This is a genomic window from Plantactinospora sp. B24E8, assembly GCF_039871735.1.
Taxonomy (GTDB): Bacteria; Actinomycetota; Actinomycetes; order Mycobacteriales; family Micromonosporaceae; genus Plantactinospora.
The window spans coordinates 60,029-76,007 of record NZ_JBDPMH010000030.1 but is presented as its reverse complement, the minus strand read 5'-3'; the positions used below and the strand labels follow the sequence as shown (position 1 = coordinate 76,007).

General features: G+C 72.6%; 11 protein-coding genes. All 11 read right to left on the bottom strand.

Features of this window, described 5'->3' with window-relative positions; genetic code table 11:
• Positions 1-4: 4 nt before the first annotated feature.
• On the bottom strand, positions 5-1,567 hold the full coding sequence (locus tag ABGB21_RS29135; RefSeq protein WP_347657549.1) for a glycosyltransferase family 39 protein: 1,563 nt from the start codon (positions 1,565-1,567) through the stop codon (positions 5-7).
• Between the two features lie 282 nt (positions 1,568-1,849).
• Positions 1,850-4,195: a DUF6351 family protein gene (locus ABGB21_RS29130; protein ID WP_347657550.1), complete on the bottom strand. Its 2,346-nt coding sequence runs from the start codon at positions 4,193-4,195 to the stop codon at positions 1,850-1,852.
• A 296-nt stretch (positions 4,196-4,491) separates the two neighbouring features.
• On the bottom strand, positions 4,492-5,892 hold the full coding sequence (locus ABGB21_RS29125) for an FAD-dependent oxidoreductase (protein ID WP_347657553.1): 1,401 nt from the start codon (positions 5,890-5,892) through the stop codon (positions 4,492-4,494).
• Positions 5,893-6,006: 114 nt separating this feature from the next.
• A complete protein-coding gene (locus ABGB21_RS29120) occupies positions 6,007-8,901 on the bottom strand; it encodes a DUF5682 family protein (protein WP_347680487.1) in 2,895 nt (964 codons plus the stop codon).
• Positions 8,898-10,013 (bottom strand): AAA family ATPase, encoded by a 1,116-nt coding sequence (locus tag ABGB21_RS29115; RefSeq protein WP_347657555.1) that lies wholly within the window; start codon positions 10,011-10,013, stop codon positions 8,898-8,900. Before ABGB21_RS29115 ends, ABGB21_RS29120 begins: the two co-directional genes overlap by 4 nt.
• Positions 10,014-10,026: 13 nt before the next feature.
• Positions 10,027-11,481: a VWA domain-containing protein gene (locus tag ABGB21_RS29110; protein WP_347680485.1), complete on the bottom strand. Its 1,455-nt coding sequence runs from the start codon at positions 11,479-11,481 to the stop codon at positions 10,027-10,029.
• On the bottom strand, positions 11,478-12,887 hold the full coding sequence (locus ABGB21_RS29105) for a hypothetical protein (protein ID WP_347680483.1): 1,410 nt from the start codon (positions 12,885-12,887) through the stop codon (positions 11,478-11,480). The genes ABGB21_RS29110 and ABGB21_RS29105 overlap by 4 nt, the downstream gene beginning before the upstream one ends.
• The gene (locus tag ABGB21_RS29100; protein ID WP_347657583.1) at positions 12,887-13,354 is read right to left on the bottom strand and encodes a hypothetical protein; all 468 of its coding nucleotides are present in this window, start codon (positions 13,352-13,354) and stop codon (positions 12,887-12,889) included. Before ABGB21_RS29100 ends, ABGB21_RS29105 begins: the two co-directional genes overlap by 1 nt.
• A gap of 133 nt (positions 13,355-13,487) precedes the next feature.
• Complete coding sequence (locus ABGB21_RS29095; RefSeq protein WP_347680481.1) at positions 13,488-14,468, bottom strand: nitroreductase; 981 nt, start codon at positions 14,466-14,468, stop codon at positions 13,488-13,490.
• Complete coding sequence (locus ABGB21_RS29090) at positions 14,469-15,542, bottom strand: hypothetical protein (RefSeq protein WP_347680479.1); 1,074 nt, start codon at positions 15,540-15,542, stop codon at positions 14,469-14,471.
• The gene (locus ABGB21_RS29085) at positions 15,539-15,979 is read right to left on the bottom strand and encodes a DUF4188 domain-containing protein (protein WP_347657560.1); all 441 of its coding nucleotides are present in this window, start codon (positions 15,977-15,979) and stop codon (positions 15,539-15,541) included. Before ABGB21_RS29085 ends, ABGB21_RS29090 begins: the two co-directional genes overlap by 4 nt.

The following is a 15,979-nucleotide window of genomic DNA, read 5'->3' as shown; positions in this document are numbered from 1 at the left end:
CCGCTCAGTCGAAGTGTCGGATCCGGGGCCAGAGTTCGGCCCACGACATGGTCCGGTCCCGGCAGACGACGATCGGCACACCCTGCTCCTCGTTGTCGACGCCGACGCCGTTGTCGAGCCGTCCGGCCAACGCGCAGTCGCCGAAGAATCGGCCGAGCGCGGCCGCCTCCCCCACTCCGACGCCGATCAGCACCGTCGCGGACTCCGGCGGCGGCCCGTAACGCCCGAGTTCGTTGTGGCCGCTGAAGATCGGCGGCAGCCGGTCGGCACCGAGCCGGGTGAGCGCACCCGCCTCACCGTAGTTGGCGGTCAGCACCACCGCCCGGTCCCGCTCGGCGGGGGCGAGTCCGTCGTACGCCCGGACGACCTGGTCGACGTAGCGGGGCCAGCCGACGGAGTCGGCGGCGGTGATGTTCATGCCGGGGATCGGGGTCTCGCCCAGCGTGCCGACCGGCAGCAGCGGCAGGGCGATCACCGCACTCGCCACCGCGTTGAGGACGGCCGCCGTGGCGACCAGCCCGGTGCGCGCTCGACGCCGCCCCTGGGCACACCAGTCGACGGTGACCACGGATCCGGCCGCGAGCAGCGCCACCAGCAGCCCGTAGGTGTAGTACGGCTGGCCACCGGCGAGCAGCACGATGCCGCAGACCGTCAGGTAGGCGACGCCGACCGCCCGGACCCGACGCCACTGTGGGCGACGGAACAGGCCGACCAGTCCGGCGATCCAGATCGCGGCCAGCGGCGGGCCGACGAGGAGAAGCTGGAACGGCACGAAGCTGCTACGCGACTCGGCGCCCCGGTCGTCGGCGATCGCCCCGGCCATCTCCGCCTGGGGCAGGTCGTGACCGAGCTGGTAGACCAGGTTGGGCAGGCCGATGAGCAGGGCGATCCCCACCCCGGCCCAGAGTCGGCGGTCACGCAGCACCCGGCGCGGTCCGACGGTGAGCAGCCCGAGCCCGAGGCCGGCGAGCAGCAGCACCACCAGAAGTTTGTTGTAGAGGCTGACGCCGAGTACCGCGCCGGCGGCCAGCCACCAGCGTGGCTGGTCGCGTAGCAGTGCCCGGGTGACGCAGAGCAGCAGGGCGAGCCACACCACCAGGTCGAGGGTGGCGGTGAGCAGGACGTGCCCGAAGATGAGGGTGGCGGCGCCGGTGCCGGCACCGAACGCGGCCAGGGTCTGCGCGGCGGCCCGGCCGCCGAGTTCCCGGGCCAGGAGTGCGACGAGCAGCACCGCCGCCACCACGCAGAGGGTCGCCGGCAGCCGCAGCCCCCAGAGCGTCCCGCCGAACACGGTGTCGGCGAGCCGGGCCAGGGCCGGGGTCAGCGGCGGTTGGTCGGTGTAGCCCCAGGCCGGGCGGAGCATCAGGAAGTAGAGCTCGTCGCGGTGGTAGCCGTAGCCGCCGTTGGTGGCGAGCAGCAGCGCGGCGACGGCAACGGCTACGACACCGACCGGCCGCCAGGCGACCGGCGGCAACTCCGTTGCGGGGTTGTCGCCGGCTGGTGCTCCGGAACGAGTGGCTTCCGCTGTGGACGGTGGGCCGTCCGGGATGGTCTGTCGGGTCAGCATCGCGGAACTCCCTTCCCGGGGCGATGCGCCGGGCCTGGCGGATCCGACCGGCGGTGGACGCGACTGCTCCCGGACTACGGCCTCGTCGGATCGGTGTCCGGTCAGGACGGCCGTCGATACCTAACGGTTAGAGTTTAACCGTTAGGTATCGACTGTCAACGCACTCTTCGGGCGGACACGAACGCGCTGACGGCCACCGCGCGGCGACCGTCAGCGAGCCGCGACCGCCACCACGGCGGTGGCCGTCAGCCGACGGCGCTGCTCAGCACGGGCCGGCAGGGGTCAGCGGTAGTCGCAGACCCCGGTCGGGAAGATCCGCTCGAGACGCCGCCGCTCCGCGTCCGACGGCCGCCACGAGCCGTAGAGACCACGGGCGACCGCCGTCCGCACCGGCTGCCGGTCACAGGCGTAGACCCCGCCGGCGATCGGCCCGCCGGCAACCGTCCGGGACGTGCCGTGCAGCGGGAAGTACCGGGTGCAGGGACCGGCGGCACGCCGGTCGAGCACACCGTCCCAGACGTGGTCGCCCCGGGCGATCTCGGTGCCGTCGGTACGGAAACACCGGTCCACCGCGAGCGCCGGCTTGTTGCCGACCACCCCGAGCCACGGCCGGGTACGCAGGTTCGACATCCACTCGTCGATCACCGCCAACGCCTCCGGCGTCTGGTCGTACGCCTCGGTCGGGCGGGCGTCGGTGAACCAGATGACCTGGTTGCCGGCCCGCCCGTCGTGGTCGCGCATCCGCTGCCGGGAGACGAACGACTGGTGGGCGTTGTGCATGTCGAGCTGTCCCTCGAGGTAGTGCCGCCAGTCGACGATCGGGATGTCGATGTCACCGGTGAAGACGATCCCCGACTCGTACGCGGCCCGGATCGCCCGCCGGTCCCCGGTCGTACGCGGCGCCGGGGTGAGCCCGCCGTCCGGCGACAGCCGCATGTTCCGGGACGACCACGGGTCGAACTGGGCCGGATCGGCGCACGCCGTGGTCACGAACGGGCAGCCCTCCGACACCATCTCCGCCTGCGGGCGCCACGACCCGACCCGGGCGTTGAGGTCGAGGAACTCGGCCGGGGTGATCTTCCCCGAGGTCAGCGCCGAGAGGCCGTACTGGACGCCGACGTTGTCCCAGGTCGAGCGGGCGTACCCGGAGGCGTCGGTGCCGTAGACGTTGACCAGGTCGGCCCAGTGTGTCCACTGCACCGACGCGCTGACCCCGGGCGGATCCATCCGCTCCCACAGCGGGTCACCGGGGAACCAGCGCGGGTTCAGCGCCAGTGGGGTCAGACCACGCCAACCCTCGACACACTCGGTGGAGCCCGGCGCACCACCCCGGTACGGGTTCGGCACCGTCGCGCTGGCGTTCATGCCGATCAGCCAGCTCCGGTTCGCCCAGTCCCGCCACTTCGGGTTGGCCGCGTCGGTCACGTCCATGTAGTACTCGAGCAGCTCACAGTCTCCGACGTGGATGGTCTGGGTCGCCATGTCCGGGTACGAGTACTGCGGGACCGCCGCGTCGATGACCCGGGTGCCGTGGTTCTGCCCGTAGACGTACTGCTGGATGCCGCCGCCGGAGCCACCCACGCCGACGGTGTAGAGCGGCACCCCGTAGTTCTCGACGAAGTGCTCCTTGAGCATCAACGCCGTCTCGCCGCCGAGCACCAGGTTGTAGTGGGTCGCGGTCCGGGTGCCGGTCGAGTAGAGGACGGCGTAGCCCCGGGACAGGCCCTCGTGGTAGAGGTGGGCCCCCGGCAGCCGGCCCTGGTCGTGCCCGATCGCCACCCCACCGTCGAAGTGGTAGATCACCCGCCGGTTCCAGCCCTCGTCCAGCACGGCGATCGAGTAGACGAACCGGTTGATGGTGCCCCGCTCCCGGCGTACGACGTAGTCGACGGTCCGACCGTCCAGCGTCGTCGTGGTGGTGAGGTCGGCAGGTCGGGACCCGTCGGCGGGCATCGGCTTGAAGGTCCCGTCGGCGGCCCGGTAGAGCCGGTCGAGCACGGTCCGGGCGGCGCAGTCCCGACTCCAGCCCACCACGGCCCCGTCCGGGCCGGTCACCCGCATGCCCTGACCGTCGTGGTTGTCCACGATCGGCTGCCCGAGGCCGTTCTGCTCGGTCCGGCACAGGAACGGGTACTGCCGTGGGCCGGAGAAGATCGGCCCGTCATCCGGGTGGTTACGGACGACGAGCGTGGTTGGCCCGGCACCCCGCGCCGTGGCCCGCAGTACGTTCGACCCGGGGCGCAGCCCGTCGACGACCCCGCGCAGTTCCCGACCGTCGACCCCCAGGGACCGGGTGACGTCGACTCCGTTACGGGTGACCCGGACCGAGTCCGGGTCGACCCGGCCGCCGACCGGGATGCGCAGCAGGGCGTCCCCGCCGCTGACCTGGTCGGGGCGGCTGGAGAGCACCTCGATCCCGAGCCGGCCCGGTGTACCCCGGTCGTGGGCGGCGGCCGGCACGGTGGAGACGGTGAGTGCGGTGGCCAGAGTGAGGCCGACCAGGCCGAGGCGTCGACCCGGTAGGCCCCGGGGCGCGAACCATCGTCGGGACCCGGCGCCGGTGGCTCGGGAGGGCCCGGTGGCGTCGGTGCCGCGCCGACGGGCGGCGACGGGTCGGTCAGCGGCCATCGGGTGCCTCCCGGGGGTGGTGGGGATCCCGACGATGCCACGTGGACCGTCGACTTGTCGAGATCGACATCGATGTCGCGGGGCCGACGGGGTGTGTGGGCGGCGCCCCGCCGGTACGGAGCACGTCCAACCCGCCGGAACGGGGCGGACGGAACTTCCGGGCACAGCCACGCTTTCCGCCACGGGCGGCCTGTCTGCCCACCCCCAGGACCGCTCCCGCTCCAACACGGTCGGCCCGCCGCCGGCGCCGCGGCCACGTCGAACCGGGCGTGGATCAGCGTACGGTCCCGCCCCGGCTACGGGCTCGACGGGACCGGAGTGTTGCGCAGCAGGAAGGTGAGCCCCTCGGACGTCGTCGGATGGGCGAAGATCGCCTGACGCAGGCCCGTGTACGGCAGCCCGGCCACCATCGCCGTCTGTACGACGGCCATCGGTTCGCTGGCCTCGACCCCGAAGACGGTGAACCCGAGGATCCGGTCGCTGTCCACCGCGACCAGCATCTTCATGAACCCGCGCGGCTCCGACAGGGTCCTGGTCCGCAGTACCGCGGCCATCGGCATGGTGAGCAGGCGGTACCCGATGCCACGGCGCCGGGCCTCGGACTCGGTCAACCCGACGCGGGCCAGCTCCGGATCGGTGTACATGCAGTACGCGAGCAGGCGGTCCCTGGTGCTCCTGACGCCGCCCGACAGGTTGTCGTGCACCACCTGGAAGTCGTCGAAGGCCGCGTGGGTGAACTGCGGGCTTCCGGCGCACTCGCCGATGGCCCAGACGTTCTCCGCCGTGGTCGCCAGATGCTCGTCGACGGCGATGTAGCCCCGCTCGGTCAGCTCCACCCCGGCCACCTCCAGCCCGACACCGCTCGTGTTCGGCGTACGACCGGTGGCCACCAGCAGGTCCGTGCCCTCGACGACACCCGCACGGTCCCGCGACGCGGTGACGACCCGCACCCGCTCACCAGAGGTCCCCTCGACGCGCCGTACCTGGGTCGCGAGTTCGACGGTGATCCCCTCGTCGCGGAAGAGTTCGAGGAGCGCCGCTCCGACGTCCGGATCCTCGTTGCTGGCCAACCGCGGTCCGCGCTCGATCACGGTCACCTCGGCGCCGAGGCGGCGCATGGCCTGCGCCAGCTCCAGCCCGACGTAGCCGCCACCGAGGACGACCAGGTGCTCCGGCAGGCGGTCGAGGTCGAGCAGTTCGACGTGGGTCATCGGCCCGGCGGCGGCCAGCCCGGGTACGTCCGGCACGGTGGCCCGGGTCCCCAGGTTGAGGAACACCCGTTCGCCGCCGAGCCGGCGCGTACCGCCGCCGACCAACTCGACCTCGACGGTCCTCGCCCCGACGAAACGTGCCCCACCCATGATCAGCTCGGCGCCGCTGGCCCGGTAGCGGTCCAGGTGCAGCTGCCGCAGGCCGTCGACCATCGCCTGCTTCCTCGCCTGTACGCCTCTCATGTCCGTCCCGGCCGACCCGAGTTCCACGCCGAACTCGGCGGCCCTCCGGGTGAACGAACGGACCTTCGCCGAGTGGATGATGTTCTTGCTCGGCAGACACGCGATGTTCGGGCAGGCTCCCCCGATCAGGTCACGTTCGACCACGGCGGTGCGATGGCCCTCGCCGGCCATCGTCCAGGCGAGGTACTTGCCGGCCTCACCACTGCCGACGACGAGGATGTCGACGTTCTCGGTCCGAGACATGAACCCGACTCCTCCGACGGCTGGCGGCGCGGCCGGCCTCAAAATATCAGGATGTAACCCCCCATATCCGTGAGATCAGGCACCCTACTTCGACGTCGTCGGACGGCGGCCCGGCTACCGGTCGAGCAGCGCCGCCACCGCGACACCGGTGCTGTCGTACCGCCGCACGAGCGTGCCCACCGCCCCGCTCCGGCCGTCCACCACCTGCGACGTCACCGGCCGCCAGCCGACGTCTCCGCAGCCGAGCAGCTCCGCGACCGCGTCGGTGGTCACCGGCTGGCCGGACAGCAGGGCCACGATCCCGCTGTCGACGGCCGCCGCGCCGACCCCCGACCCGTCCGACGCCGGGTCGGGCACCGGCCCGGCCGCCCACGGTGGCACCCAGCTGTCCACCGCGGCCAGCGTCGCCGGAAACGTCCGGCCCGCCTCGCGGACCAGCATCGGGACAAACTCCGGCGACTCCTTGCGCAGCGTCGTGATCAGGGTCGGTAGCCAGGGCAGCAGGACCGGGTCGGGCAGCCGGGCGAAGGCCTCGGACAGCACCTCGACCACAAACCCGGTCAGGGCCGGCACCGGCTCCAACGCCTGCACGAACCCGCTCAGGTACTGCGGGAACGCCGGCACCACCAGCGGATTCGCCAACAGGTCGGCAGACCGGGACCGCAGCTCGTCCCGGGACAGCAGGCCGAGCTGGAACCGGGCGGCCCAGAGCAGCGCCACCTTCGCCGGCGTCTCGGGATGGGACTGCCGGACCGCCAACTCCAGCTGGGCACGGTCGCAGCCGAGCGCCAGCGCCAGGCTCTCCATCGAGAAGAGGAAGCCGAGCATCGCGGCGACCTGCCGCACCCCGCTCTCCTCCGCCACGAACGCGGTCGGCAGCAGCGTGCAGTAGTGGGCGTAGCCGGCGGTCACGAACGTCTCGCACCAGGCCGGCAGCTCCGGCCCGGCGGCCCGGTAGTAGGCGAGCAGGCGCCGGATCCGGCGCAGCACCTCGGGAGCGTCGTCGACGGTCCGTTCGGCGGCGAGCAGTTCCACCGCCCGGTTGCCGAGCTCGTCGACCAGCCGGCGGGCGTTCAGGAACAGGATCGCGTCCTCGACCGCCGCGAGGGCAGCCGCCGCCGTCGCGTCCGGCGCCCAGGCCGCCCGCCGCAGCCGCTGCTCCAGCACCTGCTCGACGGTGACACCCTCGTACCCCAGCTCGATGATGGCCCGCTGGTCCCGGCCGAGCGCCAGATCCCAGCTCTCCTGGATCGACCGCTCGCCGAGCCGCCGCTCCCCCATGATCGGTCGGACGACACCCGCCGGCAGCAGCCGACGCAGCACCCACAACAGGTCCGAGCAGGGCACCAGCTCCGGCTGCCTGGTCAGGTCGAGCAGCGTGCGCTGCACGGTACGCCGGTCCGGGGCGACGCCGAGCGGCGCGAGCCGGTCGAAGACGTCCCGGGCCAGCGGCGGCAGGGCGTCGTAGCCGACCTGACCGATCCGGTCACCGCCGAGCAGGATCTCGCAGAGCCGGCGGACGTCCCGCCGCCCCGGCACCACGTCCTTCTCGATGCAGGTGACCACGGCGTCGGCGAAGTCGTACGGGGTGGGTCGGGCCCGGCCGCGCATCCCGGCCAGCAGGATCGACGTCTCGAAGACGGCGATCGCGTCCGCGGTGCTCGCCAGGTAGCCGTTACGGCGGGCCAGCCGGACGATCTCCACACACCAGCCGAGCAGTTCCGCCTCGTCGAGGTCGTCCAGCACCGGTGGCCGAGACAGGAACCCGGTCAACCGGTCCCCCGTCGGCGCCACCTCCGCCGACGGGCCGGACGCGGTCCGCGGCGGTTTCGGTTTCGCCCGCTTCCGGCCCGTCTGCTGCCCCGCCAACCGGTACGGGGTCACGCCACCCCGGGTCACCGCCTTGGCCCAGGTCGCCTGGGCGATCGACACCGAGCCGGCCGCCAGCCCGAACTGCGCCTCGATCGCCGAGTGGCTGGACGGGATCAGCCCGTACCGCCACCGGGTCCGCGTCCGCGGGCTGATCGGCCAGTCCGGGGTGCCGGGCACCGACCCGAACTCGGCGACCGGGCTGGCGGCGTGGAACGCCCCGCAGACGTAGAGGCAGCGCGACCGGTCGATCCCGGAGGCGGCGAGATGCTCCCGCATCCGGGTCCACATGTACCGCTCCCGGTCGGCGTCCCGGTCGGTGTCGGCACCGTCCGGCCGCAACCGCCGGAACAGGCTGCCGATCATCACCATGACCTGCCGGTACGTGTCGTAGTCGGCGCCGGTCAGCGGCTGCTCGACGTACTGGTCCCACCACTCGGACCAGTGCCGCACCTTGCCGTGGTGCAGCAGGTACGACCGCAGTTCGGCGAACCGGGGCCGCAGGTCACCGATGCCGAGCCCGACCGCCTCGCCGTGCAGTGCCGCGCTCTCGTCCGCCGGGGCGGCCTCGGACGCCCCGGACCCGCCACCGTCGCCGTCCGGCGCGCCCCCGTTGTCGGCAGGCGTGCCCGGTTCGGCGGGCAGCCACTGGAAGACGTGGTCCGCCGACCGGTCCACCAGCACCAACTCGACCCCCGGGGTCTCCAGGGCGTACGCGATCGCCTGGTACTCGGCGGACGCCTCGGTGATCGGTGCCACGACACTGAGCGGCCCCCACGCGGACGGGAACCCGTCCAACTCGGACGCGAACGCCTGCAGCGCCACCGGGAGCCGGCAGTTGCGCAGTTCCTCCAGCATCGGCCGCAGGTCCTCGCACATCTCGAGGTAGATCACCTCGGGCTGTTTCTCCCGCAGCCGGCGGGCCATCGCCAGCGCCGACGCCGGCGAGTGGTGGCACACCGGGAAGATCTCCAGCTCCTCGGCGAACGCCCGGTCGACGTCGTCCACCATCCCGGTCAGGATCTCGGCGTACGCCCCCGGCCCGTCCGCGAAGGTCGCGGCGGCGTCCCGCAACTGCTCCCGCAGCGGCGTGAACGGGGTCCCGGTCGTGGCCGCCTCGGTCGTCACCGCGTCGCTCACGACAGGGTCTCGATCGCCTGCCGACCGCCCTCGAGGAACTCCGGCCACGGACCACCCTCGGCCTTGCTACGCGGCTCGACCACACCGTGCCAGTACTTGTTGAGGATCGCCAGATCCTCCGGGCTGCGCCGGGCCAGCGAACCGACGAGCGAACCGGCCAGTGTCGCGGCCCGCAGGGTCCGGTCGCCGAAGAACTGACTGTGCAGGATCGCGTCCTCCAGCACACCGATCTGTTCGGCGGTGGAGAGCGCCGACTCCAGCTTCTCGTCGTCGCTGCCCGCCGAGGCCGCCGCCGCCCGCAGGTCGGCAAAGCTCTGCAGCAGGATGTCCAGCAGCGTCGGCGGCACGTCCAGCTCGATCCGGTGCCGACGCAGCAGCTCGGTGGTCCGGAACCGGACGATCTCCGCCTCGCTGCGCTTGTTCGTCACCACCGGGATCCGGACGAAGTTGAACCGCCGCTTCAACGCCGAGGAGAGGTCGTTCACCCCCCGGTCCCGGCTGTTGGCGGTCGCGATGATCGAGAAGCCGGGCTGGGCGAAGACGATGTTGTCGTCGTCGAGCTCCGGAATGGAGACGTACTTCTCGGACAGGATCGAGATCAGCGCGTCCTGGACGTCGCTGGTCGCCCGGGTCAGCTCCTCGAACCGGCCGACCACCCCACGTTCCATCGCGGTCATGATCGGCGACGGGATCATCGACTCCCGGGACTGGCCCCGGGCGATCACCATCGAGACGTTCCAGGAGTACTTGATGTGGTCCTCGGTGGTGCCGGCGGTCCCCTGGACCACCAGCGTCGAGTTGCGGCAGATCGCCGCGGCGAGCAGCTCGGCGAGCCAGCTCTTGCCGGTGCCCGGGTCGCCGATCAGCAGCAGACCCCGGTCCGAGGCGAGGGTCACGATGCTGCGCTCGACGAAGCTCCGGTCCCCGAACCACTTCTGGGCGATCGGCCGGTCGAGCCCGTCGGCCCGCTCCGAACCGAGGACGAACAACCGCACCATCCGCGGGCTGAGCCGCCAGGAGAACGGCTTCGGACCATCGTCGACCGACTCCAGCCAGTCGAGTTCCTCGGCGTACTTCACCTCGGCGGGAGCACGCAGCATGTCGTTGGTCATCGGGATCTTTCTCCTAGCTGAGGAAACTCTTGAGTTCGAAGACGAGCTTGCGGATGTGTCCGGAGAGCACCGGAGTGCCGAGATCCTTGAACCGCTGGCGGAACCACGGGTTGACGCTCTGCTGGCCGCCGCTGCTCACCGAGCCGACCGGGATGACCCGGACCCCGGACCGGTGCGCGGCCTCCAGACCGTCGAAGACCCCCTGCGGATTCGACTCGTAGTAGTCGGAGATCCAGACCAGCACGGTGTTCTTCGGTTCGGCGATCTTCGGCCGGACCAGGTTCAGTGCCGCCGTCCCGTCCGTACCGCCACCCAATTGGGTACGCAGCAGCACCTCGAACGGGTCGTGCACCCACGGGGTCAGGTCCAGCGCCCGGGTGTCGTACGCGACCAGGTGCACGTCCACCTTCGGCAGACCGGCGAAGATCGAGGCGAGGATGGTGCAGTTCACCATCGCGTCGACCATCGACCCCGACTGGTCCACCACCACGATCAGCCGGGCCGGGGTGGTCCGCCGGGCGGTGTGCCGGTAGTAGAGCCGGTCCACGTAGAGTCGCTGGTCCTCCGGGCTCCAGTTGGTCAGGTTCTTCCAGATGGTCCGGTCGAGGTCGAGGTTGCGGAACACCCGCTTCGGCGGCACCGAGCGGTCGAGCACACCGACACTCGTCTTCTCCACCTGGGTACGCAGCACCTCCGCGACCTCGTCGACGAACCGCCGGATCAGCGCCTTGGCGTTGGCCAGCGCCACCCCCGACAGGTTCGCCTTGTCCCGCAGCAACTGCTCGATCAGCGACATGCTCGGCGTCAACTGCCGGGCCAGCGCCGGGTCGGCGAGCACCTCCCGCAGCCGCATCCGCGAGACGAGGTCACCCTCCAGCCCGGCCAGCACCCCACCCAGCTCACTGGCGGTGGGCCGGCCCCGCAGCTGTCCCGGCTCACACCCGAGCGCCCGCTCGAACCAGCCCGCGTCAGCCTGCCAGCGGGCCAACTGGCCGGCGGTCACGTTGCCCGAGCCGGTCGCGAAGACGTTCAGCAGCAGCTTCGACACCAGGGCGGCCCGCCGGACCTCGACGGCACCGTCCCGCTCCCCCGTCTCCGAAGCGACCGGCGGCGCGGCACTCCCGTCACCAGCCGGCGGCACGGCACTGCCGTCAGCCGGCACGGCACTCCCGTCAGCGGGCTGTGTCGCCATCAGGCCCCGGAACTCGGCGGCGAGTTCGGGGAACCGCTGCACGACCGTGTCCACCGACACCGTCGGATCCAACAACGCCGCCGGCAGACCCAGGTCGTCGACGATCGCCACGCTCGCCGACTCCAGCGACGGCTGCTCCTGCGGCTCGAAGAGGCGAGCCAGCAGCCGCCAGTAGAGCACCTGCCGCCGGTTGGCGTCACCGTCGTGTGCCCACGCACCGTCGCCAGAAAACTGGTCGGTGACCGGGCCGCTGGTCTGATCCTTCCGCTCGTTCATCGGCGCAGCAACCGTCCGGCCCGCTCCCGCAGCACGGCGACCGCGTCACCGGCCCGCGCCTCGGCCTTCGCCACCTTCGGATCGGTGGGACCGAGCGCCCAGTCCCCGGTGTGCACCGCCGCGGCCCCCCGCCTACCGCCGGTCTGCACCGCGAACGGTTGCAGCATCCAGCGGCCGTCCTCCCAGCGGACGAGTCCGAGGCAGGCCGACGACCCGAGCACCAACTCCGGGGTGAGCGGACCGCAGCTCGGCAGCCGGGCCACGTCCACCGGCAGCGCGGAGCCGTCCAACTCGAGGACCAGCTCGCCGTCGTCGCGCCGGCCGGCCCGGTAGCCCTCCAGCAGCACCGGTTCGGCGATCCGGACCGGATGCCGGTCCAGCGGCGGCACCGGCGGGGCCGCCGCCTCGGCGAGCCGCAACCGGGCGGTGGCGAACGGGTCGACGACCTCGCCCGGCCGGGCCTGCCCGTCCCGCCACAGCAGATCACCGCCGGGCAGCAGCGGCAGGTCCGTCACCTCCAGGGCACGACGCTCGGCCAACGCGCCGAGCAACACCGGGCAGCTCCGCAACAGCCGCCACACCGCCGGCCCGACGATCGTCTCCACCTTCGCCGCCGACACACTCGTCCGGACCAGTCGTGGCTGCGCCCCGGCCGCCTCCAGCACCCCGTGGACCTGCACCTGCACCGCCGTACCGTGCTCGTGCACGTCCACGCCGAGCACCAGGAGCCGACCCGAGACCGTCACCGCGGCCGCGCCGTCCGGGCTGCCGGCGGCATGACTGAGCAGCAGGGCCCGCGACCACAGGTCAGCCCAGCGCCGGACCGGCACCCGACCCGCCGCGCCCACCGGACACGTCGCCCCGAGCTCGGCCGCCAACCCGTCGAGCAGCACCGCCAGCCGCCGCAGCTCCGGCACGCCCAGCAGGGTTTCGACGGTCCGGGCCGCCGACGCCACCACCTCGTGGTCGACCCCCTGCCACCCGGCGATCGCCAGCTCCCGCAGCCAGGCCCGGGAACCGGCGAGCACCGTGTCCGGCACCGGATCCCCGGTGCCGCCGACGCCCGGCACCCAGTCGGCCCGCGACCGGCCGAGCGCGCCGTCCAACCGGGCCGACAGCGCATCGTGCACCGCGCCGAGCAGGGCCGTCCGGGCGCCCGCGAACGCGGTCAGGTGCTCGTCGGCGATCGAACCGGCGTTGACCTTCTCCACCGCCTCCCGTACCCGGTCCGCGAGCGGGGTCACGGCCACCGCGGCCGTCAGCGCGGACAACCCGGCCCGCTGCTCCCCGGTCAGCCGGGCCAGCCCGGGAACGAGTGTGTTGTCGAAACCGGTGACCAGGTCGAGGGTCTCCGGAACACCGGGCTCGACCCCGTCGAGCAGCCCGGCGAGCTGTGTCGGGCGCATCAGCGGGCCGCTCCCGTCGCCGGGAACCAGTGCAGCTCGACGACCGGCTCGGTACTCTCCGGCACCTCCAGATAGGTCAGATGCCGCAGAAAACGGCTGAACACCACCGCCGCCGGCACCGACTCCTGGCCGCCGCGCAGCCGGGCCACCAGCTCCGACCCCGACGACACCCCGCCGCCGACGTCGACCCGCAGGTAGCGGGCGACCCGGTCGACGCCGTACTGCAGCACGGCCTCGTCGGCCAACGCGTGCAGGTGCTTGCAGGGCGTACCGCGCAGCCCACCGCAGGGCCGGTTGTTGTTGGTGCTGCAGTGGTAGGTGTGGGAGCCGGCGGAGAACGACGAGACGTACACCCGCTCGATGTCCGACCCGCTCGACACCACCCCCTGCAGCCGCCCCTCCGCCAACTCGACAAACGGCACCTTCGCCAGCTTCCGGGGGCGAACCGGCGGCAGCACCCGCACCACGCTCCGCCGTTCCCACCCGTCTCCGACCGCGTCCACGATCCGTCCTCCCGTCCGATGCCCGGAGAACATAGACCGCGCGGACGACATTTTCCGGACCCCGCCCGGCGCGGCGCAGACCGTGCGGGAACCGGCGTCAGGAGTCGGTTGGTCCGGAGTGGACAGCCGGGACACGGCGGGCCGACCGGGCCGCCGGACCGTCCGGGTGGCCGACCCGGGCGACGTGCAGCAGCCGGTCCGACGCGACCCCCAGCAGTCCGGCGAGCCCGGCCCGGGCCGCCGGGGCGTCGACCAGCTGACTCGACGGATGCAACGCCGCCCCGGCCACCTGCAGGGTGAGCCAGACCCGCAGCAGCACCCGACCGAACGTCACGACGGCCGCCGGCTCCGCCTCCGCCGGCCCGACCAGGACCAGCAGGTCACCGCCGAGACCGGCCGGACTGCCGGCCGTCGCCAACAGCCGGGGCAGCCCGACCGGTCGCAGCACCAAATAACCCGCCAACGCCGCCCGCAGCCCGGACGCCTCCACCCGGGACAGCCCCAGACAGCGGTCGGTGAGCCCGTCGGCGTGGTAACCCGGATGGGTCGGGGTGAGCCGCAGCCACGACCGCAGTTCGGCGACCACCGCCGGATCGGCGTACAGGTGCCGGTCCGCGACCCGGTACAGCCGCGCCAGCCGGTCCACGCCCGGCACCACCCGGACCTCGCCGCCGGCCCGCCGGGCGACCGCGTCGACCGCCGCGACCACCTCCGCCGACAGGCCGGACCGGTAGCGGCCCCGATGCGTACGGCGGTCCCGCACGTGCCCGGCCCGGAACGGAGTGTCGTAGCGGTCCCGAGCCGGCCGCAGCCACCCCACCCGCCGCTCGCCGAGGTCGTGGTCCGGTACGAACACCGCCCCCAGCCCGGCGTCGGCGGCGACGACCAGACAGGTCTCGACAAACGCCCCCAGCGACAGCCACAGATCCCGACCCGTCGGGTCGCCCGCCGGCAGGGCATCGGCCGGATCCCAGCCGACCCGGACCGCCCCGTCCTGGTACCGCAGCCGCCAGGGCTGGGTGTTGTGTGCGCTCGGCGCCCGCCAGCAGAGCGCCTCCAGATCGCGGAACGCCTCCACCTACACCATCCGCTCGTAGAAGGTGTACCCGTGCAGCGGACGGCCGCCCATCGCCCGGAACTGCGCCGCCGACGCCGGATTGTCCCGGCCGACGTACGTGCTGCGCAGCGTCGTGTAGCCGCCGGCGGCAAGGTTGCGGTGCAGCTGCGCGGAGAGCAGCCGCTGGTAGCCGCACCCCTGGTACTCCGGCAGCACACCCTTGACGATCAGCACCGCCTCCCGCCGGTACCGTCGACGGGTCGCCAACAGCCGGAGCTGGTTCACCCGGCCGAGATCACCCCGGACCCGGACCACGAACTCGCTGATGTCCGGCAGACACAACACGAACGCCACCGGCCGGCCCGCCCGGGTCAGATAGAGCAGCAGCGACTCGTCGAGCAGGTACGCCAGCCCGTCGGTCTGCCGGCGCAATTGGGCGGCCGAGATCCGGGTGTAGTAGCCGAGCTGCGCGAACGACGCGTTGAGCAGCTCCCGGAGCAGGTCGAGTTGGCTGTCCAGCCGGCGGACGTCGCCCCGGTGCACCCGCAGGCCGTCGGGCAGCGGTTCCGGCGGGGGCGACGGACCGACCGGGCAGATCCAGGTGTCCGACTCGAACCGCCGGCCGAAGCCGTACGCCTCGTACGCGGCCACGTACCTCGGCGGGTTGTAGGCGCTGTCCAGGAAGCCCCGGTCGGCGTACCCGGAGGTGATCACCCCGCCGGCCTGGTTCGGCAGCAGCGCCACCGGCCCGAAGAGGCACTCCCGGTCACCGGCCGCCCGGGCGGTCGCAGTCATCGCCGCGAAGAGCGGCTCCGCCGCCGACCCGGTGAACTCGGTCAGCCCGAACAACTGGCACCGCCGGCCGAGTTTCACGTCGAAGTCGGCGTCGGTGTGCAGCGTGGTACGTGCCACCACCTCCCCGGTGCCGCCGTCGCGAAGGACGTACATCGGCACGCCGGCCCGCCACCAGCGCCAAATCTGCTGCCGCGGGGTCGGTACGAAGCGCGGCTCGTCGGCGTACACCCGGTCGGTGAGGCCGAGGAACTCCCGCAGGCCGCGCCGGTCGACGACGCGTTCCAGCCCGGTCCGGCTCACCGCCGCACCGCCGGGCCGGTGGCTTCGCCGCCGACCGGGGTGAAGGTCGGGATGTGCGCCATCTCGGTCGACTCGGCCCGCCACACCCCGTTGGTGTAGCCGTCCGGGTCGGCGGTGTAGAGCCTGATGTAGCCACCGGTCGCGTGCCGGGTCCCGTCGGTCACCCACACCATCAGCCGACGGTGGTGGCGGGACCGGGCGAACCGCAGCATCGCGTCGCGGTCGGCGAAGAAGGCGATCGTGCCGAGGGTGAACGGGAACTCCCAGTACACGGTGTGCCAGCGGTATCCGGACATCCGTTTCAGGTCCCGGACCATCCGGATCCAGACCGGCCAGAGCCGCAGGATCGCCAGCGGCCCCCGGTACCGGGTCGCGCCGACGAACATCGCGCCGGCCCGGGCCGGCGCCGGCGCGCGGGAGAAGTCGCGGGTACGCAT

Coding starts and splice junctions, on each gene's coding strand:
- ABGB21_RS29135 (WP_347657549.1), bottom strand. CDS start 1,567: ATGCTGACCCGACAGACCATCCCGGACGGCCCACCGTCCACAGCGGAA.
- ABGB21_RS29130 (WP_347657550.1), bottom strand. CDS start 4,195: ATGGCCGCTGACCGACCCGTCGCCGCCCGTCGGCGCGGCACCGACGCC.
- ABGB21_RS29125 (WP_347657553.1), bottom strand. CDS start 5,892: ATGTCTCGGACCGAGAACGTCGACATCCTCGTCGTCGGCAGTGGTGAG.
- ABGB21_RS29115 (WP_347657555.1), bottom strand. CDS start 10,013: ATGACCAACGACATGCTGCGTGCTCCCGCCGAGGTGAAGTACGCCGAG.
- ABGB21_RS29110 (WP_347680485.1), bottom strand. CDS start 11,481: ATGAACGAGCGGAAGGATCAGACCAGCGGCCCGGTCACCGACCAGTTT.
- ABGB21_RS29105 (WP_347680483.1), bottom strand. CDS start 12,887: ATGCGCCCGACACAGCTCGCCGGGCTGCTCGACGGGGTCGAGCCCGGT.
- ABGB21_RS29085 (WP_347657560.1), bottom strand. CDS start 15,979: ATGCGTACCCGCGACTTCTCCCGCGCGCCGGCGCCGGCCCGGGCCGGC.